Origin of the sequence: uncultured Dysgonomonas sp., assembly GCF_900079725.1 — a bacterium.
In the GTDB taxonomy this organism is placed as follows: domain Bacteria; phylum Bacteroidota; class Bacteroidia; order Bacteroidales; family Dysgonomonadaceae; genus Dysgonomonas.
The window spans coordinates 929,440-952,258 of the sequence record NZ_LT599032.1 but is presented as its reverse complement, the minus strand read 5'-3'; the positions used below and the strand labels follow the sequence as shown (position 1 = coordinate 952,258).

Annotated in this window: 19 protein-coding genes; 8 read left to right on the top strand and 11 right to left on the bottom strand. The window is 39.9% G+C overall.

Going from position 1 to position 22,819, the window contains the following annotated elements:
* Positions 1–91: 91 nt before the first annotated feature.
* Complete coding sequence (carB, locus tag QZL88_RS04105; RefSeq protein ID WP_296945008.1) at positions 92–3,310, top strand: carbamoyl-phosphate synthase (glutamine-hydrolyzing) large subunit; 3,219 nt, start codon at positions 92–94, stop codon at positions 3,308–3,310.
* 522 nt (positions 3,311–3,832) lie between these two features.
* A complete protein-coding gene (locus QZL88_RS04100; RefSeq protein ID WP_296938769.1) occupies positions 3,833–4,942 on the top strand; it encodes a TlpA disulfide reductase family protein in 1,110 nt (369 codons plus the stop codon).
* Between the two features lie 46 nt (positions 4,943–4,988).
* On the opposite strand, the gene QZL88_RS04095 is transcribed toward QZL88_RS04100, so the two are convergent.
* The 6 genes from QZL88_RS04095 to QZL88_RS04070 all read right to left on the bottom strand — a co-directional run bounded on the left by QZL88_RS04095 (position 4,989) and on the right by QZL88_RS04070 (position 9,396).
* On the bottom strand, positions 4,989–5,549 hold the full coding sequence (locus QZL88_RS04095; RefSeq protein WP_296938768.1) for a GyrI-like domain-containing protein: 561 nt from the start codon (positions 5,547–5,549) through the stop codon (positions 4,989–4,991).
* A gap of 7 nt (positions 5,550–5,556) precedes the next feature.
* Positions 5,557–6,048, bottom strand: coding sequence for a GNAT family N-acetyltransferase (locus QZL88_RS04090; RefSeq protein ID WP_296938767.1), 492 nt, complete (start codon positions 6,046–6,048; stop codon positions 5,557–5,559).
* A 97-nt stretch (positions 6,049–6,145) separates the two neighbouring features.
* On the bottom strand, positions 6,146–7,900 hold the full coding sequence (gene aspS, locus QZL88_RS04085) for an aspartate--tRNA ligase (protein WP_296938766.1): 1,755 nt from the start codon (positions 7,898–7,900) through the stop codon (positions 6,146–6,148).
* Positions 7,901–8,004: 104 nt separating this feature from the next.
* Positions 8,005–8,295 carry a putative quinol monooxygenase gene (locus QZL88_RS04080; RefSeq protein ID WP_296938765.1) on the bottom strand — a complete coding sequence of 97 codons (291 nt, stop codon included), beginning with the start codon at positions 8,293–8,295 and terminating at the stop codon, positions 8,005–8,007.
* A gap of 152 nt (positions 8,296–8,447) precedes the next feature.
* Positions 8,448–8,864 carry a putative quinol monooxygenase gene (locus tag QZL88_RS04075; RefSeq protein WP_296938764.1) on the bottom strand — a complete coding sequence of 139 codons (417 nt, stop codon included), beginning with the start codon at positions 8,862–8,864 and terminating at the stop codon, positions 8,448–8,450.
* Positions 8,865–8,883: 19 nt separating this feature from the next.
* A complete protein-coding gene (locus QZL88_RS04070; RefSeq protein WP_296938763.1) occupies positions 8,884–9,396 on the bottom strand; it encodes a hypothetical protein in 513 nt (170 codons plus the stop codon).
* Between the two features lie 192 nt (positions 9,397–9,588).
* Between QZL88_RS04070 and QZL88_RS04065 the strand changes: the two genes are divergently transcribed.
* Entirely contained in the window at positions 9,589–10,254 is a 666-nt protein-coding gene (locus tag QZL88_RS04065; protein WP_006800419.1) for an MIP family channel protein, read from the top strand.
* Positions 10,255–10,520: 266 nt separating this feature from the next.
* A complete protein-coding gene (locus QZL88_RS04060) occupies positions 10,521–11,111 on the top strand; it encodes a sigma-70 family RNA polymerase sigma factor (protein WP_006800418.1) in 591 nt (196 codons plus the stop codon).
* A gap of 132 nt (positions 11,112–11,243) precedes the next feature.
* On the opposite strand, the gene QZL88_RS04055 is transcribed toward QZL88_RS04060, so the two are convergent.
* Positions 11,244–12,197 carry an aldo/keto reductase gene (locus tag QZL88_RS04055; RefSeq protein ID WP_296938762.1) on the bottom strand — a complete coding sequence of 318 codons (954 nt, stop codon included), beginning with the start codon at positions 12,195–12,197 and terminating at the stop codon, positions 11,244–11,246.
* A gap of 228 nt (positions 12,198–12,425) precedes the next feature.
* On the opposite strand from QZL88_RS04055, the gene QZL88_RS04050 reads away from it, so the two are divergent.
* Both QZL88_RS04050 and QZL88_RS04045 read left to right on the top strand, forming a co-directional pair.
* Positions 12,426–13,088, top strand: a complete 663-nt coding sequence (locus QZL88_RS04050) for a carbonic anhydrase (protein ID WP_296938761.1) — start codon at positions 12,426–12,428, stop codon at positions 13,086–13,088.
* A gap of 123 nt (positions 13,089–13,211) precedes the next feature.
* Positions 13,212–15,566 (top strand): UvrD-helicase domain-containing protein, encoded by a 2,355-nt coding sequence (locus tag QZL88_RS04045; RefSeq protein WP_296938760.1) that lies wholly within the window; start codon positions 13,212–13,214, stop codon positions 15,564–15,566.
* 59 nt (positions 15,567–15,625) lie between these two features.
* On the opposite strand, the gene QZL88_RS04040 is transcribed toward QZL88_RS04045, so the two are convergent.
* Together QZL88_RS04040 and QZL88_RS04035 are read right to left on the bottom strand one after the other, a co-directional pair.
* Entirely contained in the window at positions 15,626–16,828 is a 1,203-nt protein-coding gene (locus QZL88_RS04040) for a DUF6348 family protein (protein ID WP_296938759.1), read from the bottom strand.
* A 7-nt stretch (positions 16,829–16,835) separates the two neighbouring features.
* Positions 16,836–17,276: a GTP pyrophosphokinase gene (locus tag QZL88_RS04035; protein ID WP_296938758.1), complete on the bottom strand. Its 441-nt coding sequence runs from the start codon at positions 17,274–17,276 to the stop codon at positions 16,836–16,838.
* Between the two features lie 430 nt (positions 17,277–17,706).
* On the opposite strand from QZL88_RS04035, the gene QZL88_RS04030 reads away from it, so the two are divergent.
* Positions 17,707–19,212: a hypothetical protein gene (locus QZL88_RS04030; protein ID WP_296938757.1), complete on the top strand. Its 1,506-nt coding sequence runs from the start codon at positions 17,707–17,709 to the stop codon at positions 19,210–19,212.
* Between the two features lie 96 nt (positions 19,213–19,308).
* On the top strand, positions 19,309–20,889 hold the full coding sequence (locus QZL88_RS04025; RefSeq protein WP_296938755.1) for an outer membrane protein transport protein: 1,581 nt from the start codon (positions 19,309–19,311) through the stop codon (positions 20,887–20,889).
* A gap of 77 nt (positions 20,890–20,966) precedes the next feature.
* Here the strand turns inward: QZL88_RS04025 and QZL88_RS04020 are convergent, their stop codons facing one another.
* Together QZL88_RS04020 and QZL88_RS04015 are read right to left on the bottom strand one after the other, a co-directional pair.
* Positions 20,967–21,920 (bottom strand): N-acetylornithine carbamoyltransferase, encoded by a 954-nt coding sequence (locus tag QZL88_RS04020; protein WP_296938754.1) that lies wholly within the window; start codon positions 21,918–21,920, stop codon positions 20,967–20,969.
* Positions 21,920–22,819 (bottom strand): acyltransferase family protein, encoded by a 900-nt coding sequence (locus QZL88_RS04015; protein ID WP_296938752.1) that lies wholly within the window; start codon positions 22,817–22,819, stop codon positions 21,920–21,922. The genes QZL88_RS04020 and QZL88_RS04015 overlap by 1 nt, the downstream gene beginning before the upstream one ends.

Genomic DNA, 22,819 nt, shown 5'->3' with positions numbered 1-22,819 from the left:
TATCAATTTCCTTGCTTATTGTATTTGCATTTGACAAATAATAAATAGGTCTGCGACCTTAACATCATAATTAGCCATAAATTTTATGTCAATTAACAAAAAGATCAAGAAAGCGATTGTGCTAGGCTCGGGCGCACTCAAAATCGGGCAGGCCGGAGAATTCGATTACTCCGGATCACAAGCTTTAAAAGCATTAAAGGAGGAAGGGATTTATACCGTGTTGATTAATCCCAATATTGCCACTATCCAGACTTCGGAAGGTATTGCCGATAAGGTTTACTTTCTTCCTGTAACTCCTTATTTCGTTGAAGAAATAATAAAGAAAGAGAACGTAGATGGTATCTTGCTCGCTTTTGGAGGACAAACAGCCCTGAACTGTGGTACGGAACTGTATCTGAACGGTACACTGCAAAAGTATGGCGTAGAAGTTATGGGTACTTCCGTAGAAGCGATTATGGCTACCGAAGACCGCCATCTGTTTGTGGAAAAACTGAATGAGATAGATGTGAAAACACCTGTCAGTCAGGCTGTGGAAACAATGGAAGATGCTATCACTGCTGCTAACCGTATCGGTTTCCCTGTTATGGTACGTTCGGCTTATGCCTTAGGTGGTTTGGGTAGCGGTATCAGTAATAATCTGGAAGAGTTCAAGACCTTGTGTGAAAGCTCATTTGCTTATTCCAAACAGATATTGGTGGAAGAATCACTCAAAGGCTGGAAAGAAATAGAATTTGAGGTTATAAGAGATAAGAACGACCACTGCTTCACCGTTGCCAGTATGGAGAATTTCGACCCTCTCGGCATTCACACAGGGGAAAGTATCGTTGTTGCTCCTACTTGTTCATTGGACGAGAAAGAGCTGACTATGTTGCAGGAGCTTTCTAAGAAAGCCATTCGCCATATCGGTATAGTAGGGGAATGTAATATCCAATATGCTTTCAATTCCGAAACAGATGACTACCGTGTTATCGAGGTTAATGCCCGCCTGAGCCGTTCTTCCGCATTGGCATCCAAAGCGACAGGTTATCCGTTGGCCTTTGTAGCGGCTAAGCTCGCATTAGGTTATACTCTCGACCAGATTGGAGAAATGGGGACGCCTAATTCAGCTTATGTAGCTCCTTCGCTCGATTACCTGATCTGTAAGATTCCGCGTTGGGATTTGAGTAAGTTTGTAGGGGTTTCACGCCTTATCGGTTCCAGTATGAAGTCGGTAGGTGAAATAATGTCTATCGGAAAAACCTTCGAAGAGATAATACAGAAAGGACTTCGCATGATAGGACAGGGGATGCACGGTTTTGTAGGCAACCGCGAGTTGGAATTCAATAACCTCGATGAAGAACTTTCAAACCCTACCGACCTGCGTGTATTCGCCATTGCCAAAGCATTTGAAGAAGGATATACCGTAGAAAGAATACACGACCTGACTAAGATTGACCCGTGGTTCCTCGAAAAACTGAAAAATATATACGACTATTCACTTATCCTGAAAGATTATAATAGTATAGAAGCAATCCCCGAACCTGTACTATTGAAAGCAAAACACCTCGGATTTTCCGATTTCCAGATTGCGCGTTTTGTAGAAGATCCTGATGGAAATGTGGAAAAAGAATCACTTCGTGTACGCACTCTTCGCAAGAAGATGAATGTACTGCCGTCTGTGAAACGTATTAATACGGTTGCATCCGAAAATCCCGATTTGACGAATTACCTGTATATGACATACGACAGGAGCGAACATGATGTGCCGTATTTTAAAAATGATAAATCCGTCGTGGTACTTGGTTCGGGGGCATATCGTATCGGTAGCTCGGTAGAATTTGACTGGTGTTCGGTAAATGCCGTACAGACAGCCCGCAAACTGGGGTATAAATCTATCATGATTAATTATAATCCTGAGACTGTATCCACGGACTATGACATGTGTGACCGTCTTTACTTTGACGAACTGTCATTCGAACGGGTACTCGATGTTCTCGACCTGGAAATGCCTAAGGGAGTAATCGTGTCGATGGGCGGACAGATACCTAACAACCTTGCTATAAGGTTGCATCGTCAGGATATTCCGATTTTGGGCACATCACCATTATCTATTGACAGGGCTGAAAACCGCCATAAGTTCTCCAGTATGCTGGATCAATTAGGTGTGGATCAACCTGCATGGAAAGAATTGACCAGTCTGAGTGACATTGAGGAATTTGTGAAAAAGGTAGGTTATCCTGTGCTGGTGCGTCCATCTTACGTACTTTCAGGAGCAGCGATGAATGTATGTCACGATGCAGAGGAGTTGGAAACATTCCTGACGCTGGCTGCAAAGGTTTCGAAAGAATATCCGGTAGTAGTTTCCCAGTTCCTGCAAAATGCAAAAGAAATAGAGTTCGATGCTGTAGCTAAAAACGGCGAGATCGTAGAATATGCTATTTCGGAACATGTGGAGTTTGCCGGAGTACACTCGGGTGATGCGACACTTGTTTTTCCAGCTCAGAAAATATACTTCGAAACTGCACGCCGTATCAAACGCATAAGCCGCAAGATAGCGAAAGAGCTAAACATTAGCGGACCTTTCAATATGCAGTTTTTAGCAAGAAATAATGAAGTGAAAGTAATCGAATGTAATCTTCGCGCTTCACGTAGCTTCCCTTTTGTATCTAAAGTATTGAAACGTAACTTCATTGAGACGGCTACCCGAATTATGCTGGATGCATCTTACGAAAAGCCGGATAACTCAAATTTTGATATTGACTGGATCGGTGTAAAAGCTTCGCAGTTCTCATTCTCCCGTCTGCATAATACCGACCCTGTTCTCGGAGTGGATATGTCTTCTACCGGAGAAGTGGGATGTATAGGAGATGATTTCAGTGAAGCATTGCTGGTGTCGATGATCTCAGTCGGATATAATATTCCGAAGAAGAGCGTAATGGTTTCGTCCGGTGACAGTAAATCGAAAGTTGATCTGCTGGATGCCTGTGTCATGTTGCAGGAAAATAATTATGATATCTACGCAACAGCCGGAACAGCCCGGTTCTTAGCAGATAATGGTGTTAAGGCAATGGTGGTTAGCTGGCCGGATGAAGAGAAGGAGCACAATGTGATGGATATGATGTCGAATCACACGTTCGAATTGATTGTCAATATCCCTAAGAATCATACACGCCGCGAACTTACCAACGGTTACAAAATCCGTCGTGGGGCTATCGACCATAATATTCCGCTAATCACAAACGCCCGCTTGGCGAGTGCATTTATTCAAGCTTTCTGTGAAATGAAGGAAACGGATATCCCGATTAAGAGTTGGCAGGAATATAAACTGTAATCATTTGGAGTTTAAATATCACAGGGTTGTTCATTGAGCGACCCTGTTTTTTGAATACTTGGATAAATATATCTGTATTTGATAGGGTAGGAGTAAAAACCTGACAAACCTGACACTTTTTTCCCATTTTATTATCTGTCTATTTTTTTCTGTCTATTGGCCGTTAATAATAAGAAGCGGCAAAACTTATAACTCATAACTATTTTGTGAAAACCTGACAAACTTGACACTTTTACACTATTTTTCTCTTTTGTCTATTTCTCTCTGTTTTTATAATTTCAAATTTTCAAAGAACGGAGAACTGATAATTATATAATATCAGCTTTCTATCTATATAGATAATTTTCTTTGAAAATCTTTATCCATTACGACCGGAATCTTTTATTTCAGGCACATATTACATTTGATAAGACCTGTATAGACGGCGAGTTTGGATGAACAACCTCTTTTATTTATTTAACAGTACTATTGGAGAAAGATATTTTAAAAATTTTAAATTTATCAATTCTAATACCTAATAATATGAAAATAAGAACAATCCATGCTTTATTAATAATGGTAACGAGTATGGCCATTATTGTTTCCTGTGAAAAAAAACAATCTGTAATACCCGGGTATATGGTTGAGGGTATAGCCGATTCGACCTATAATGGGCAGAAAATCTATCTTGTCGACAATAATAGGTTGGGAAATAACAAGATAGACAGTGCCTTAATAGATAGCAGCAAATTTGTATTTAAAGGGATCGCAGATACTATCCGGTATGCCGGAGTATTCATTGAAGATGATGTATATATACCCTTGATACTGGATACAGGGCGAATAATTGTTAATTTGAAAGATGGCATAGCATCAAATACTCCATTGAATGATGCTTTGACAGATTATAATAAGAAAACGGGTGAACTGTATAAAGAAAGAGAAGATATCTATACGGAGCTAAAAAATAAAATTAAGGATAAAAATAAGCTCAAAGCTGAGTTCGATAGTATATTTATTAAAGTATGGACTCCCAAATATATGGACCTGATGGAAAATACATTCGATGCTAACACAAATAATGTTATCGGGTCTATTGTATTGTACGAGATGTCGATGTGGATGCGTACAGGTCAGATAGATACCGCTGTGGCCAAATTAAGTAAAGATATTGCTTCCTTGGAAATGGTGAAAAGAATTGTGGAAACAAATGATGCTCTGAAAAAGACTACTGAAGGTCAGAAGTTTAGTGACTTTACAATAGAGCAGCCTGATGGCACAAAAGTATCACTGTCGGATTATGCGGGAAAAGGCAAATATATATTGGTAGACTTCTGGGCAAGCTGGTGTGGTCCTTGTCGTGGGCTGACTCCGGAAATAAAAGAACTGTATAGAAAATATAGAGGAGATAATTTTGAAATAGTAGGAGTGGCTGTATGGGATAAGCCGGAAGATACGGAAAGGGCCATTGCAGAAGATAAGATAGAGTGGCCTCAAATAATAAATGCGCAGGAAATACCGACTAAAATCTACGGAATAACAGGCATCCCTCGTTTGATATTAATAGCTCCTGATGGAACGATAGTAGCACGTAATTCTACCGGATGGAAGGATTTTAAAGAAATAGTATTAAATAAATTAGGTAAGAAATAATTGAATAGGAAAAGAGGAGTACGAGGAAATACTCCTCTTTTCACTTCTATTTCGATACGGATTGCCTGTATATAATTACTTTAGCCGGTACATCATATATTTCCATCACAGGTCCGTCTGCTTTATAATCGGTAGTTTCTATATATTTGGTCATCGCCGGATATACTTTCATTATTCCTACTATTGTTGATATCATCCCCTTATTGGGAAATTCTCCCATAATATAGTCGCCTTTAGATAACACTTTAACTTTGAATCTGCTTGAGAGGACCGCCATCTGCATACTGTCAAGAGGGGTATCAAGTATACAACCTATCTCCGAGCGCAGTTTGCTCTTTTCCACTTGTTGAGGATTGTCATAATACATGCCTGCCCCCTTTGTTGTTTCTATTTTATAATCGTTGAGCAACGTATAATAAATACTGTCCATTACCACCGGGCTTTGACTGTAATCTCCTGTAACATTTTCATAGACGAATACTTCTCCACCTACCTCTTTTACTTCAAAGTTTATAGTTCTGAAACCACCATAATAAGCATACACAGCACTCAGGAGGATGACTATTCCGATTACGAGAGCTAGCAAGATCTTGACGAGCTTTTTCATAGTTATTTTATAAATTAATTGAATAGTATTGTTTGTCGTCATTAAAAATAAAACCGCACGATAATAAGGTTTTACACGACTGGATGTTTTCTTTTTCAGGTTCCACCACTATTTCCTGTGCTCCCTCATGACTTTTGATTTTATTTATCAGAGCATTAACAATTGCCTTACCGTATCCCTTGCCCAGATAGTGGCTTTCTCCTATGAGGTAATCTATACTAAAGGTCTTTTGGGGAGCATCCACAACATACCATTCTTCCTGAGCATCGTAACAATCATAATACTGACAGAATGCGAATGGAGTGTTCCCTTGATATACAATGTAATGATTGAGAAAGGCAAATTCACCATTTCTTTCTTCTATTTCTCTGATCCATTCATCTGGCTCATGATACCATTTTAATATATATTCTTTATGGAGCCATTTCTTTATCATAGGTATATCTTCATCCCTCACAGGTTGTAGAATGATCATATCTTGTTTGTTTGTTTCGGTCATAGATGTTTATTAGTTGGCTTAAAGATAAAACTTTTCTTAAATAAAAATGCTCCGGTCAGAATAACCGGAGCATTTTATAATGGTTTTACTTTAATGATTATTCCTTTATCTCCACCTTCAGGTTCAACTCATCCAATTGTTCCTGTTCAAGAACGGCTGGTGCATCGATCATAACATCACGTCCAGAATTATTTTTAGGGAACGCAATACAGTCGCGGATACTATCCAGACCTGCAAAAAGAGATACTAAACGGTCGAGTCCAAATGCTAGACCAGCATGTGGAGGTGCTCCGTATTTAAATGCATTCATCAGGAAGCCGAATTGAGCCTGAGCCTTTTCTTCGGTAAACCCAAGTACATGGAACATCTTGTTCTGCAACTGGCTGTTGTGGATACGAACCGAACCACCGCCAACTTCAACACCGTTGATCACCATGTCGTATGCATTGGCACGCACAGCTCCCGGGTCTGATTCCAGCATTGGAATATCCTCTTCCTTCGGACTGGTAAACGGATGGTGTTTTGCAAAGAAGCGTCCTAGCTCTTCGTCTTTTTCCAATAGAGGGAAGTCGATAACCCAAAGGCAATTGAATTTATTCTTATCACGAAGTCCAAGTTGATCTCCGACTTCGAGACGGAGTTCGCATAGCTGTTTCTGCGCCTTTTCTGTTTCGCCGCATATGATAAGGATAAGGTCGCCCGGTTCAGCCTGACAACGTTCCGCCCATTTTTTCAGGTCTTCGGCTGTATAGAATTTATCGACAGACGATTTCAGAGAGCCATCAGCTTCATAACGTACATATACAAGTCCCTTTGCTCCGATCTGTGGACGTTTTACATAGTCGGTAAGCGCATCCAGTTGCTTGCGGGTATATGATGCCGCACCTTTAGCACAAATAGCTCCTACATATTCGGATGAATCGAATACTACGAAATCTTTACCTGTAGTCAGGTCTTTAATTTCCACGAATTCCATCCCGAAACGTGTATCCGGCTTATCCGAACCGTAATATTTCATTGCGTGAGCATATGTCATGCGCGGAAAGTCGGGGATGTCTATGCCTTTTACCTTTTTGAACAGGTGCTTAGTCAATCCTTCAAACATATTCAACACGTCTTCCTGATTGACATATGACATTTCACAGTCTATCTGTGTGAATTCCGGCTGACGGTCGGCACGAAGGTCTTCGTCGCGGAAACATTTCACAATCTGGAAATAACGGTCAAATCCCGATACCATCAGCAATTGCTTGAAAAGCTGAGGCGATTGCGGCAGGGCATAAAACTCACCCGGATTCATACGCGATGGCACAACAAAATCGCGCGCACCTTCAGGAGTAGAACCAATCAGTACAGGGGTTTCCACTTCTATAAACTGGCGTTCGTCCAGAAAACGACGTGTTTCGAATGCTATCTTGTGACGCAGCTCCAGATTTTTGCGCACAGGAGTACGGCGCAAGTCCAGATAGCGGTATTTCATGCGTAGGTCGTCGCCTCCATCGGTTTCGTCTTCGATAGTGAAAGGCGGAACTTCCGATGTATTCAGAATAACGAGCTTGTTTACGATGATCTCTATCTCGCCGGTAGGTATATTCATATTCTTGCTCGAACGCTCCTGTACTGTGCCTGTTACCTGCAATACATATTCGCGCCCGAACTTATTCGATTGTTCATACAAATCTGCGTTTACATCTTTGCTGAATGCCAATTGGGTAATTCCATAACGGTCGCGAAGATCGACAAAGGTCATTCCGCCACCAAGTTTACGCACTTTTTGCACCCATCCGGCAAGGGTTACTTCTTTATTTACATCAGCAAGAGTCAGTTCTCCGCAAGTATGATTTCTGTACATAATTATAAATTTAATGTGCTAATATGCCAATTAGTTAATGTGCCAATTCTAATAGTGTTACTCATTGGCATATTGGCATATTAAATAATGGGCTCATCGGTATTTTAATATATTTTCTTTATTACATCCACTGTCAGGCTATCCACTTTACCTTCTATTGCAGCTGCAAATGCTTTGAAATGCGCACTTGCATTATGTTCGTCGATAGCTGCCTGCGATTTCCATACTTCAAGTATAGTATACTTTAAAGGGTCTTTGCAATCCTGATGTAAATCGTAAGATACATTTCCTGCTTCTTTACGGGTTTCATCTACTACGGTATGGAATACCTTTTCCAACTCTTCCTTATATGCAGCTTTTACTACAATAACGGCAACAATTTTCAGTTCCATCATAACCTTATCGTTTTATATTATTTGAGGTTACAAAAGTATGTATTTTATTTGTGTTTTACAGATTGCTCGTATATAAAATCATCATTCTTTAAAGATAAAAGTCCCAGACAAATAATGCAGGGACTTTTACTTTTTTTATTAGGAGGTATATTCTAATATACGAGTTTCATTTTTATTACTTCTTTCTTTGCAACCATATCTTTCGATGCTTTCTGGTATGTTTTGAAGTGTTCGGTATTACCATGAAAGTCGATTGCGGCTTGAGATTCCCATTCTTCGAGAATGATAAACCGTGTAGAATCGCCGGTGTCCTGGTGTACGTTATAGGAAATACAACCATCTTCTTCCTGACTGCCTTGTACTACAGCCTGGAATATAGGAAGAATATCTTTTATAGCTTCAGGTTTAACAGTTATGATAGCAGCTATCTTTAGTTCGTCACCGGTTCTTTCTTCGGCCTCTATGCCTGTTTTTATAACGATTGTATCGTCCTGATTGGTTGCTGCTTTTTGGTTACAACTAACGATGCATAGTAATCCGAATAATAGGGTGAATACAATTTTTTTCATGATTTCCTTTTTTGTATAATTATTTCTTATTTAGTATCTTGTTTATTTCCGCTTCCAGCTTTCCTTTTTCCATCAATTTCTCGTACTTCTCTATATTGCTATCTTTTTTGAGATATCCTCTGTTTTTTCGGTAGAAAGTAATCACTGTTTCCACTCCTGCTTTTGTACCCTCTACCACATCTTCCGAATAACCATTATCCAGTGAATATTTAGTCCATCCGGCAGTGAAAGGCATTACCAACTCAGGATTTACTTTGATGAAATTCATCATAAAACCGGCATCTATTTTTAAATGCACATCCGGTGTTCCGGTGAGCCAGGCCATAAGAAATGCATTTGCTTCCTGCCGTTTATTTGCGTCCTTACCCAACGGCGTTTGCAGGAGCCAGTCTATCGTTTCTTTTATCTGTGGCTCATAAGGTTTATAAGACTCCTTATTTTCAAATTTATAATTCTTCGGAACATTATACTCCTGTCCGAACACAGACATACAAATAAAAAAGACCAAAAACGAAAACAATAACTTCTTCATATGTGTTAGATTTAATGTTTATTAATTGAGTGTTACAAATATAGGGAATGGTAGCAATACTAGAAATGGAAGAGCTAAAAAAATGCAGCCTTTTTATCTTTTATTCGATTTTATATTTAACTTCGCCTTATCCTATATAGTTAACACAAAATTACACAAGTAGCACAAATGTTTAATTAAAATAGAAATTCAATGAAAAAGTATTTAGCAGAAATGATCGGAACTATGGTTCTGGTACTTATGGGTTGTGGTGCAGCAGTATTTGCAGGAGCCGGACAGCCGTTTGCTTCGGTTGGTACACTTGGTGTAGCATTTGCATTCGGATTGGCAGTATTGGCTATGGTTTATACCATCGGTAAAATTTCGGGTTGTCATATCAATCCGGCAATCACTCTGGGCTTGTTGTTATCTAAAAAAATATCGGCCAAAGACGCCGGTTTGTATATGATCTTTCAGGTGATAGGCGCTATTATCGGTTCAGCCATATTATATGTATTGGCAAAGGATTCCGGTTCAACAACAACTTTTACCGGAGCTAACGGCTATACCGATCTGCTGCCTGCATTTGTAGCTGAAACAGTCTTTACCTTTATCTTCGTATTGGTTGTTCTGGGCGTTACATCTAAAGGTGCAAACAATCAGTTTGCCGGAGTTGCTATCGGTTTGGCTTTGGTTTTGGTGCATATCGTATGTATTCCTATTACTGGTACATCGGTTAATCCGGCACGTAGTATAGGTCCTGCTATTTTTCAGGGAGGAGAAGCTTTATCTCAGCTATGGTTATTTATTGTTGCTCCGTTCTTAGGTGCTGCGATTTCGGCTGTAGTATGGAAAGTTATTGATACAGAACAAGAATAAGCGTATATTATTATATAGACCATAGAGCTTCTATTGAAATGGAAGCTCTATTTTTTGACTATTTTATATCTTTTAGTAAACCTGTAGCTTTATATATAAAATTAAGCAAAATCGCATTACACTGTTAAATAATCTTTTAGATATTGTCAATTCCATAAAATTGTCTTTTATTTGTATCATTAACGCAAGATTATTTAAAAACCCTCTAAAAATTTTTTGCCTATAGAATAAACATTACTCTTTTTAACTTTAAAATATAAGAGATAATGGATACATTGATAACCATGACCGACGAACAATTGGTCACCGATTATTCTAATGGCAACAATCAGGCATTTGATATCCTCCTGTCACGACACAAAATCAGTGTCTTCAACTATATCTATTTCACTGTGCGCAACAGAGAACTGGCAGAAGATATTTTTCAGGAAACTTTCATCAAGGCTATTGTAACGATTAAGCAAGGCCGCTATACCGAGACAGGGAAGTTCCGTGCCTGGATATCCCGTATCGCCCACAATCTTATTATAGACCATTTTCGTCAGGAAAAGAATGAGAATACAATTTCTAATGACGAGGCCCCGGTCGATTTGTTGAACAATCCGTTGTTATGTGATGGTACGATCGAGGACGAGATAATCCGTATGCAGATTACATCGGATATCCGTAAGCTGATTTCGTATCTGCCCGATAGTCAGCGCGAAGTATTGGAGATGCGTTACTATCAGGATTTGAGTTTTAAAGAAATAGCAGACCATACAGGCGTTAGTATCAATACAGCTCTGGGACGTATGCGTTATGCTATACTTAATATACGCCGCATGGCTGATGAAAATAACATCGTGCTGACGATGTAAATAAATATAGCTGATAATTGTATTGAAATTTAATAAAATAGTAAATAGGTCTGAGGCCTTATTGTAGTTTTTAAGTTATAAGGATTGAAAGTGGATAAGCATCCCTGTGGTTGGGATGCTTATTTTTTTGTTTTATGCCAGAATCATTTCTATCAAGGCTAGTTCTTCACCTGTGAAATACGAATTATCCTTTGCTTTCAGATTATCTTTCAGCTGATTCAATGAACTTGTACCTACAATAACAGATGTTACATGTTTGTTGTGGAGTAGCCATGCCAGAGCCATTTCGGCAAGTGTTTGCCCGCGCTGACCTGCAAGGCCGTTGAGCGCCTTCACTTTCTTTATCACCTCAGGCGTAATTTCACTTTCTTGCAAGAAGCCGTGACTTTTGTGAGCACGTGAAGTTTCGGGAATGCCATTCAGGTATTTATTCGTAAGTAGACCCTGAGCCAGTGGAGAGAAAGCAATGAAACCCACACCGTATTTATCGTTGATGTTCATATGCTCATTTTCGGGTTCGCGCACAAGCATGCTGTATTTATCCTGATAGATAAGGCAAGGCACATGCTGTGATTTCAGTATATTGTATGCCTGAATCAGTTTTTCAGGTGGGTATTTCGATATACCTACATATAAGGCCTTCCCCTGACGTACAATATCTACCAGGGCCTGCATAGTCTCTTCCACAGGGGTTTGAGGATCATATCGGTGCGAATAGAAAATATCGAAATATTCCAGCCCTGTACGTTTCAGGCTTTGGTCTATACTAGCCATGATGTATTTGCGCGAACCTCCGTCTCCATAAGGCCCGTCCCACATCAGATGACCTGCTTTGGATGAAATGATGAGCTCGTCGCGGTGACCTTTCAATTCTTTAGCCAGTATCTTACCGAAGTTAGTTTCGGCACTCCCGGGAGGTGGCCCGTAATTATTAGCAAGGTCGAAATGTGTAATGCCACTCTCGAAAGCATGTAAAATCATAGATGTGGCTACTTCGAAATTATCCACATCTCCGAAATTGTGCCACAAGCCTAATGAGATCTCAGGTAACTGTAACCCGCTGTTTCCACAAAAATTGTATTTCATGATAAATCGTTAATTTGTTGCTGATAAAGTTAATTGAAATTTTGTTTAACATAAAAAGGAAATCATATTATTATTTGCTGCAATATTTCCTTTACATTATTTAACATTGTTGTCCTATAAAATATATTCAATAAAGAACCTGAAACTGAATCTTTCTCTACTTTTGTCCGATTTTTTTTAATAACAACTATAATGAAACCAAGCTACTTTTCTAAACACGTTTTGCTGATGACTATTTTTAGCTTGTCAACAGTAATTTCTTATGCACAAGATCAAATGTCCGAGGATGCTTTGACTGCACTCAAAGACGGTAATAAGCGATTTTGTTCAGGTCAGTTATTACACAATCATCAGGATTTGACCCGAATCGAAGAACTCAAAACTGGACAGAAACCGTTTGCAATTGTTGTCAGTTGCTCCGACTCGCGTGTGACACCTGAAATAGTTTTCGATCAAGGACTGGGAGATATATTCTCTATTCGTACTGCCGGGAATGTAATGGCCGATTATGAAGAAGGTAGCATCGAATATGCAGCCGAACATCTCGGTACAAAGCTGATTGTTGTGATGGGGCATACAAGCTGTGGGGCGGTAAAAGCATTTATGGATATAAAACACAGCCATGAAAACCACGATGCCCACCATACAGAAAAACTCGGACATATCGAATCCATCATCAAAAAACTGGATAGCGAAGAGGAAGAAAATGAAGTTTTCAAGACCGAAGGAGATGTCTACAACCGAGCAATAATAGCTAACGTGATACATGGAGTAAAGCAATTGAGAAAATCAGAACCATTCCTCAAAGAAATGAATGAAGAAGGCGATGTAAAGATTGTCGGAGCCATTTATCATATCGAGTCGGGAGAAGTTGAATTTCTTGATATCTGATTCTCACATACATTAAATAAGTAATGCCGGCCGAGACTCTCTCAGTCGGCTTTTTGTTTGCCTGAAGTTATAACCTCACATTCCTAAAAAAGACTTATCTTTGTTACCCTATCACTGATTTTTATGGATAACTTACTGGATCATCTAAATAAACAGCAGCGTGAAGCTGTTGAATACATAAACGGGCCTTCCCTGATTATTGCAGGGGCAGGTTCGGGCAAGACACGTGTACTTACTTATAAAATAGCATACCTTCTTCAACAAGGTTATATGCCTCACAGCATACTTGCACTTACATTTACTAATAAGGCGGCGCGTGAAATGAAAGAGCGTATTGCCGAGATAATAGGATGGAAGTATGCGCGTTATTTGTGGATGGGAACTTTTCACTCTGTGTTTTCCCGTATTTTGCGTACCGAGGCCGAAAAAATCGGATTTACCTCAAATTTTACCATTTTCGACTCGGCCGACTCCCGGAATATGATAAAGACCATAATCAAACAGTATCAATTGGATGATAAAGTCTATAAGCCGGCAAGAGTACAGGCTACAATATCCAATGCAAAGAATGCACTGATTTCTCCACAAATGTATGCTCAGAACAAAGAGTTGCTGGAGTATGACCAACGGTCGAAAATGCCTGTGTTGAAAGATATTTACAGGGATTATAATAACAGATTAAAGGCATCCAACACAATGGACTTCGATGATTTGTTATTCTACACCAATGTCCTGTTTCGCGATCATCCCGACGTGTTGAAAAGCTATCAGGAGCGTTATCAGTTTATATTGGTAGACGAGTATCAGGATACAAACTTTGCGCAATACCTTGTAGTGAAACAACTTGCCGATGCACATCACCGTGTCTGTGTAGTGGGTGACGATGCACAGAGTATCTACTCGTTTCGTGGGGCGAATATAGACAATATACTTAAATTTAAGGAAGTTTATTCCGAATCGAAGTTGTTTAAGCTGGAGCAGAATTACCGCTCGACTCAGAATATTGTGAATGCGGCCAACAGCCTTATTCAGCAAAATCGTGAGCAGATAAAGAAAACAATATATTCAGAAAACGACGAAGGGGAACGTATCGAAGTTTCGAGTGCTTACTCCGATTTTGAGGAGGGGGTTATTGTCTCGAATAAAATATGGGACATCCGCCGCGATAAGAAAGCATCATATAGTGATTTTGTAATCCTGTATCGCACCAATGCCCAGTCGCGTATCTTCGAAGAGGCATTGCGGAAAAAGAATATCCCGTACCGTATCTATGGTGGTTTGTCGTTCTACCAGCGCAAGGAGATCAAAGATGTTATCGCTTACTTTCGTATGGTGGTGAATCCTTTCGACGAAGAAGCTTTCCGGCGTATCATCAATTTTCCTACACGAGGGATAGGAGATACCACAGTAAATAAAATAGCAGAAGCCGCCCGTTTGCATAATGTAAGCTTATGGGAGGTGATCGGAGATTCGTTAGGCTATAATCTGAATGTGAATGCAGGCACAGCGAAAAAACTAAGTGGATTTAGAGAACTTATCGAAAGTTTTATTGCACAGGTGCAAGAGCTATCGGCCTACGAATTGGCATCGCGCATTGTAAAACAAAGTGGTATCGCCACAGAAGCTTATCAGGATCAAACCCCCGAAGGTATGAGCCGTCAGGAAAATCTGCAGGAACTCTTAGGAGGTATTCACGAGTTTTGTGAAACCCGAAAGGAAGAAGGTTTGGAGGAAATAGGGTTGATGGATTTCCTATCCGAGGTATCCTTGCTTAGCGATCAGGATACAGATAAGGAAGCCGATCAGGAAAAAGTGACAATGATGACCGTTCATGCATCTAAAGGCTTGGAATTCAAAAATGTATTCGTTGTAGGCATGGAAGAAGATCTCTTTCCGTCGTCAATGGCAAAGAATGAGTTGCGGGGCTTGGAAGAAGAGCGTCGCTTGTTTTATGTAGCTATTACCCGGGCAAAGGAATACTGCATGATTAGCTATGCTAAAAGCCGTTTCCGCAACGGGCAAATAAATGCGTCGAATCCAAGTCGTTTCCTTCGCGATATAGACACCTCTTATCTGAACGTAAATGGAGGTGTGCTTGGCGGAGGTGGATTCGGTGTGCTCAATCGCCCCGAAACATATACAAATGATCTCTACGATTACACAAATACTCCGCGTACAACATACCCCGAACGCCCGCTAACACAGAGGCAACCAACAGTTCAGCGACAGGAGATACGCCAGTCATCCGCATCCCCCCGTTCCAACTTTGTGAATGCGCGCAACGCTAAGCCGAAAGCTTCGGCAGGAGTGAATTCAGGAGAAGTACAAGTAGGGGCGGTAATTAAACATGAGCGTTTCGGCATAGGTAAGGTGACTGCTGTAACAGGTGATCCGGATAGCCGAAAAGCTACCGTGGAATTTGAGAATTCGGGAGTGAAGCAGTTGTTATTGAAATTTGCCCGTTTCGAGGTTCTGTAAAAGAGTTGGTTATAGCCGTTTTTTTGTACTCCTAATTTTCTGATTTTCCAATAGAAAAGTTATTTTTTCCAGAATTTCCATGATGGTTTTTTCTTTTTCTTACAGGCATCTTCAGTAATAATATTTTCTGTGGTGTATTCCTTTTTTTCGGCAGGCTGATAGTGTGGCATATATATCACCGGTTCTCCGAATCTGGCATTGTTCATATCTTCGACTTTAGCACCGTCTTTCAGCGCATTGTTATAAGCGTTGAATTCCGCACTTTGGATAAATAGATTTTGAAAGTGCTCCTGATTCACACAACCTTCCTTCATAATTTTCTCTGCCAACCGGTATGCGGATGTATAGATAGGTTCGTCGCTAAGCTTTATGGTCGTTTCTTTCCCTGTTTCATCTGTAACGATGGCTTCGTCTGAAAATCCGGCTGTTGTGATTCCTTTCAGAAATACACGTCCGAAAGCTAAAGGTATAAATGTATTTGCTTTATCAGCATCGGATAGAGACAGACCGTCTGCCATCATTTGCTGTTCTATTGCGTCATCGTCTTCACCTACCATCCAGGCCATAGTAGCAGCCATACGGCTTATATCGGAATGATCTTTCAGTACCATGAAGACCCGCATGGAGAAGAAATCTTTATAGGTGGGGAAATCAAATGTGCGGACGAATTTCTCTATACCGGTCCAAACTTCGTTATCGAGAAGTATTTCACCTGAGATCAATTCGCTTTCCGATTGCGCATAGTAAAATCTCACCCAATGAGTACCTTCTGTCAAGGATTGGATTCTTATAATCTCTTCAAGCTGTTCGAGCCAACGTAAAGGAAGCGGATCAGGATGGCTCCCTCTGGTGGTTACATTGCTAATCGTTACATCATATGTACGTCCGTCAATTATCCATTGTTGATTATTGATGTGATGGTCAAACTCCTTGCTGAAAAATGCGGAAAGCAGTGTGTGAAAAGAATTTGTAAGGAAGTTTTTCCATGCGTCTTTTATCGCAGTGTCTTCATCCATTCCCATTCCTGCGCACGATTCGATGATAGTCTTACCCATACCTATTTCCAGATGTATGTCTATTTGTAAGATTGTGGCCATGGGAGAAGATGAGCGATTGAATATACGTGTCCATGCTGTCATATACAGATGGGGAAATACAATCAGATCTTTCTCTATATTACATTCAATATTGTGTCTGAGGAAAGCTTCAGTCAGAAAATTATTGAGTTGCGATTCATATTGTAACAGCCTGTTATCGTTCATTGAGTTACTATTTATTGTCGTTCAGTTTCTTAGTTAAAAATGAATAACTTGCTTGATATTTTTTTAGTCGTTGTATATCCTTATCCGTGATTTCGGGTAATCTGGATACATTCATATTATCCTTCAAGTCGGCAAGCTTAACAGTTGTGGCTATTGGAAATCCGGCTATACGTTCTATGTATGCATTATATTCAATATCGGGAGAATGAGTCAGTATAAGTAGTTGATTTATTAATTCTTCGGGAATAGCTTCAGCCATCAAATCATCAACAGTAATATCAGTATCTTCCAAAATATCGTGCAAAACGGCTACAATTTTTTCTTCTATTGTATTCACACTATTCATCACTCTCAAGGGATGGAATATGTATGGCTTACCTCCTTTATCTGTTTGTCCGTAATGTGCATTTACAGCAATCCGGATCGCTATTTCTAATATGTCATCCATTATCGATGAATGAATAGTGTTAATCTTTGGTTACTATTTAGTTATATGGGCATTACAAATCTAAATAAAAATAGGAAAAGCAGAACTATTCAACTCCTTTTTAACATGGGTATGAACGTAATTAAAGTGAAATAATTGCAATACTTATGTCTTATTTGATTTAAAGGTTGTTAGGAAGTTTTTATTTATAGTTTTTTTTAACATAATAGAGCGCAACAAAAAGGGCTGTAGTTGCATCTTTCATATATAAAATATTGAATCGAAAAGATAAATATCGTATATTTGTTTATTCTCTATTAATATTTTATCAATGTTTGCATTAAACCTTTTATAGGTCGGATAGTCTAAGATTTATAAAAGACAACTGAAACGCTGTCGATAAACACAAAACATTGGAGATTATAAACAATAAACAATAGGAGAGCAGATTATGAAAGTAAAAAAATTAGTACTGATGTTTCTGATGTCTGTATTGCCATTTATCGCTTTTGCGCAAGATGACTGGGATGACATTTATGCTACTTCTAAATCAAAAGATAATAAGAAGAAAGAGGTAAAAGTCAAAAATACAGTTTCTCAGAAACAACAACAGAAACCAACTCAGGTATTGGTAGTCCGCGACAACGGGGAAGTTTCTCTGGAGACAGAAGGTAACGTGAACGTAGATGTGGATGCATATAACCGTAGAGGTGGGGATGTGACTGTATACCAGAATGAACAATACCCTGAAGATTCGGTAGCCTATACCGATGAATATCAGGATTATCAGTATACAGACCGTATTGTCAAATTCCACGAACCGGAGAACAGTGTTAAGATATCCAGTGATAACGAGATAAATGTATATGTTACAAATGACTTGTACAGCAATTATTATCGAAATCGTGGCTGGAATTTTAATGTAAATCTTGGTTGGGGCTGGGGTGGATATTACGGTAGTTATTATCCGTTTTACGATCCATGGTATTATGGCAGTTACTGGGGCGGATATTACGATCCTTGGTATTACGGCAGTAGCTGGGGCTGGGGTTGGAGCAGACCTTGGTATGGCTATGGTTATGGCTGGGGAGGCTGGTACGGCGGCGGTTGGTATGCCGGTGGCTGGTATGGTGGCGGCTGGTATGGCGGACATCATCACGGATACTACGGCAGTAGCTCTCGCTACAATTATTCCGGACGTCCTCGGGCTAGTTACGGATCTGGTCGGTCAGGCTATGGATATAATTCGGGTCGAGGATCGTATGGATACACTGGCCGTGGATCGAGTATAAGTAGTTCTCGTCCTAGTTATGGAGGTAGAGGATCATCTACCGGAAGTGTAGGAACTAGACCATCTACTCGCCCAACTTATGGTACCTCTACAGGCAGAGGTTCTTCTTCGAGTGGTGTAAGTACAAGACCATCAACTCGTCCGAGCTATGGTACTTCTACAGGCAGAGGCTCTTCATCAAGTGGTGTAAGTACAAGGCCAACAACCCGTCCAAGTTATGGAACGTCAACAGGCAGAGGCTCCTCTAGCGGAGTAACAACTCGTCCTACTACACGTCCAAGTTATAATACTAGCGGTTCATCTGGTAGTGTGACAACCAGGCCTACTACTCGTCCAAGTTACAATACTTCAGCTGGTAGCAGTTCAAGTTCACGCCCTAGCTATAATAGTGGCTCTTCAAGTAGTTCACGTCCTAGTTACAGCGGATCATCCAGTAGCTCAAGTTCACGTCCTAGCTATAGTGGTTCATCCAGCTCAAGTTCTAGTTCGCGTCCTAGCTATAGCGGGTCATCTAGTAGTAGTTCAAGCTCACGCCCAAGTTATAGCAGTGGTTCATCCAGCAGTTCTTCTTCCAGAGGTTCATATAGCTCAGGCTCATCATCCAGTAGCCGTTCATCCGGAGGTGGAGGAAGCAGTAGCGGAAGAAGCGGAGGCGGACGCAGATAAAAAAGCAAAATAAGGACAACTAAAATAAAAGCTGTTTCAATATTAATTTTTGAGACAGCTTTTTTGAAAAAATATAGAAATATTAAAAATTGCATTATGAAACATGTATCATTACTACTGTTAACAACTGCACTTACGTTTGGGGCTGCCCAGGCCCAAAATGAAATGGATGCATACAGATATTCGAAGAACGACCTTACGGGTACTGCCCGTTCCGTTTCTATGGGGGGAGCTTTTGGTGCTTTGGGAGGCGATATATCCGGCGTATCCATAAATCCTGCAGGTATAGGAGTTTATCAAACATCCGAAATCGTTACCACACTTAATTTTCAGAATTCGAAGGTTCAAACAGAAATGAATGCCGGAAAAGTTGACGAAAGTAAATTTAAAGTGAACTTTGATAATCTGGCATTTGTGAGTGTGTTCCCTATATTTGATAATGATGTGGTTCGTAGTATCAATATCGGATTTTCATACAACAGGCTGAAAAATTTTGACAGGAAATATAAAGCGGTTGGTAAAAACCTGTCGTATGCTATGGGTGATTATATGGCCGATAGATCTAATAATAATGGAGTCTCGTCTCAGAATTTAGATCTTTTTGATAGTAATAATTCTTTCCGGGATATTTGGCGGAATCAGGATTGGTTAAGTGTATTGGGCTATAATTCAGGTATGATACACGAAGACGCCCAGGGATATTACCCAGCTTCAGATGGACTTGTTGCAAATAACGACCTCTTTGTCGAAGAAAAAGGTTCTATCAGCACATACGATTTTAATGTGGGAACCACATTCTCTGATATTGTTAGTGTTGGTGCAACGTTATCTTTAACTGATATTAATTATCGTCTCTATTCGAGTTATATTGAAGACTATATGGAAAATAACTCTTTCTGGGGCGGTCAGGAGATTCAGAATTGGATGAGGACAGATGGTACAGGATGGCAGGTTACTGCCGGAGTGATCGTGAAACCTATCCAGGAATTACGGATTGGAGTAGCTTATCATTCTCCTACATGGTATAACATGACTGATTATTTTGCGGCTAATTTAGATTCTAAATTCAGAGATGGCACAGGTGCTTCTATTGGTAGTTTTTCTGAGCCTAACTCAAATAGTGGTGAAGATGCTATATTCGATTATAAAATGCGTACACCAGACAAATGGACATTGAGCCTTGCCAGTGTTATCGGAGGTAAAGCTATTATCAGCGCCGATTATGAATTGACTAACTATGCCAATAATATGAAATTGTTTGACGATCGCGGCAATGCCCTTACTACAGGTACAGGAGATCCGAATGCTTATATAAAGAATGATTTCAGAAATGCATCTACTATTCGTGTTGGGGCTGAATATCGTATTACAGATCAGTTTTCGGCTCGTGTAGGTTATTCATGGATGCAAAGCCCATTCAAAAATGAAGTAATAGATTTTCCGGGCGACCATGAAGTTGTAACTGATAGCCGTGCAGCTACTCAGTACGTATTGGATGGAACTACAAATTATTTCACTTACGGTATGGGATACAGATTTTCGCGCCATTTCTATACCGATATTGCATTTGTAATGAAATCGCAGAAAGATGATTTGTATGCCTTTACAGGAGCAGATAAAACTACATTCAAGACAAATAATTTTCAAGGGCTGCTGACATTGGGATATAGATTCTAACAAAGCATAGACACAAAATAAAGAAGCAGCGCATCTCTTTCGGGATGCGCTGCTTTTGGTTATAAACGGATTATATTTTAAAGATTTTCCAGCATTCTCTTTATAACTGTCTGAGCTGATATCTCACGATTGGCTGCTTCCTGTATAACAATTGATTGTGGGCTTTCTATTACATCGTCGCTCACAATCATATTGCGGCGTACAGGCAGGCAATGCATAAAATAAGCATTATTGGTCAGCGCCATCTTTTGAGTTGTCACTGTCCACGACATATCTTTGCTTAATATTTTGCCATAATTAGGATCGTTGTACGCAGCCCAGTTTTTTGCATAGACAAAGTCTGCTCCGGCAAGTGCTTTATCCTGATCATACTCAACTTTCGCTCCACGTACAAATTTAGGATCAAGGTCATAACCTTCGGGATGTGTGATAACAAAATCTACATCAGCTTCGTTCATAAAGTCTGCAAACGAATTAGGTACTGCCTGTGGCAGTGCTTTCGGATGTGGTGCCCATGTAAGGACAACTTTTGGACGAGCTGTTTTCTTATATTCTTCTATTGTGATGAGATCGGCAAAAGCCTGTAGAGGATGTCCTGTTGCGGCCTCCATGCTGAAAACTGGACGTCCTGAATATTTAATAAACTGATTGAGTATCTTTTCCTGATAATCATCTTCCTTATTTTCGAATTGAGCAAATGCGCGCACTCCGATAATATCGCAATAGCTGCCCATCACGGGGATGGCTTCGAGTATATGCTCCGATTTGTCACCATCCATTATTACTCCCCGTTCGGTTTCCAGTTTCCAAGCTCCCTGATTGATGTCGAGCACCATTGTGTTCATACCCAGGTTCATTCCGGCTTTCTGTGTGCTCAGGCGGGTGCGCAGACTGGAATTGAAAAATACCATCAGTAGCGTTTTGTTCTCACCGAGGCTTTTATACCCGAAGCGGTTTTTCTTTACTTCGAGGGCTTCTTTTACTGCGGCATTAAGATCGCCGAGGTCTTTTACATTGGTATATGTTCTCATTACAAAAGTATTTTAATGCGTTTATCGATTAAGACTATAAAGATAGCTAATAGTACGGAGACTATCATAATGAACGGCAATCTGTAAATATTATTTGTTTCCGCTATTGGGATTATTTGTCCCGCAACGAGGATGTGAACAAAATAGATTCCTGCGGCCAATTTTGATATGTCGTATTTCTCAATATTGTATTTTGCTCTTTTTTGTATGCAGATAATTAATAGGGGGCAAAGGATGTATAGAGACAGAAATAAATTATGGTAAATATTTGTTTTATATCCTTGGTATGACTCTAATAATAATGTGATGAGACTTATAAATAGAATGATATATAGATGTAAGGATTTTACATTTACATAGCCCATCTTTTGAATATAATATCCTAGTACGATAAATGGGAAACCAAAGAAAATACCATTGCAGAATACCCTGTAAGGCAATCCACAATTCTCCAGTATATATCCGGTAATGTAGAGAAGGATGCCGGAAACCAGTAACAAATTGTTATTCTTTATGAACTTCTTTAACGCTAGTAGCATTAATATACCCAAGAGGAGCGCAGGCAGATACCACAGGTGATAATATCCCATGATGGCAAATGTAATCAGCGAACGGGCTTCTATGGTATTATAATAGGTGGGCAGATAGATGAACGACCATACAATGTAGACAATGAATATGTGTAATAAATATCTTTTTATAGCTTTATTGTCATCTAATCTGAAATGTAGATAATATCCGCTGATAAGGAAAAAACAAGGTACTGCTACCCGGCCTATCCCGTTAGAAATGAGCCATCCGGTTAATGAATCATTGCTAAAAAGAGACTGTGTGTGTACTGTGATAACCAACAGGCTGAGTATAATCCTGAAATAATCGAGCCTTATATTACGTTCCAT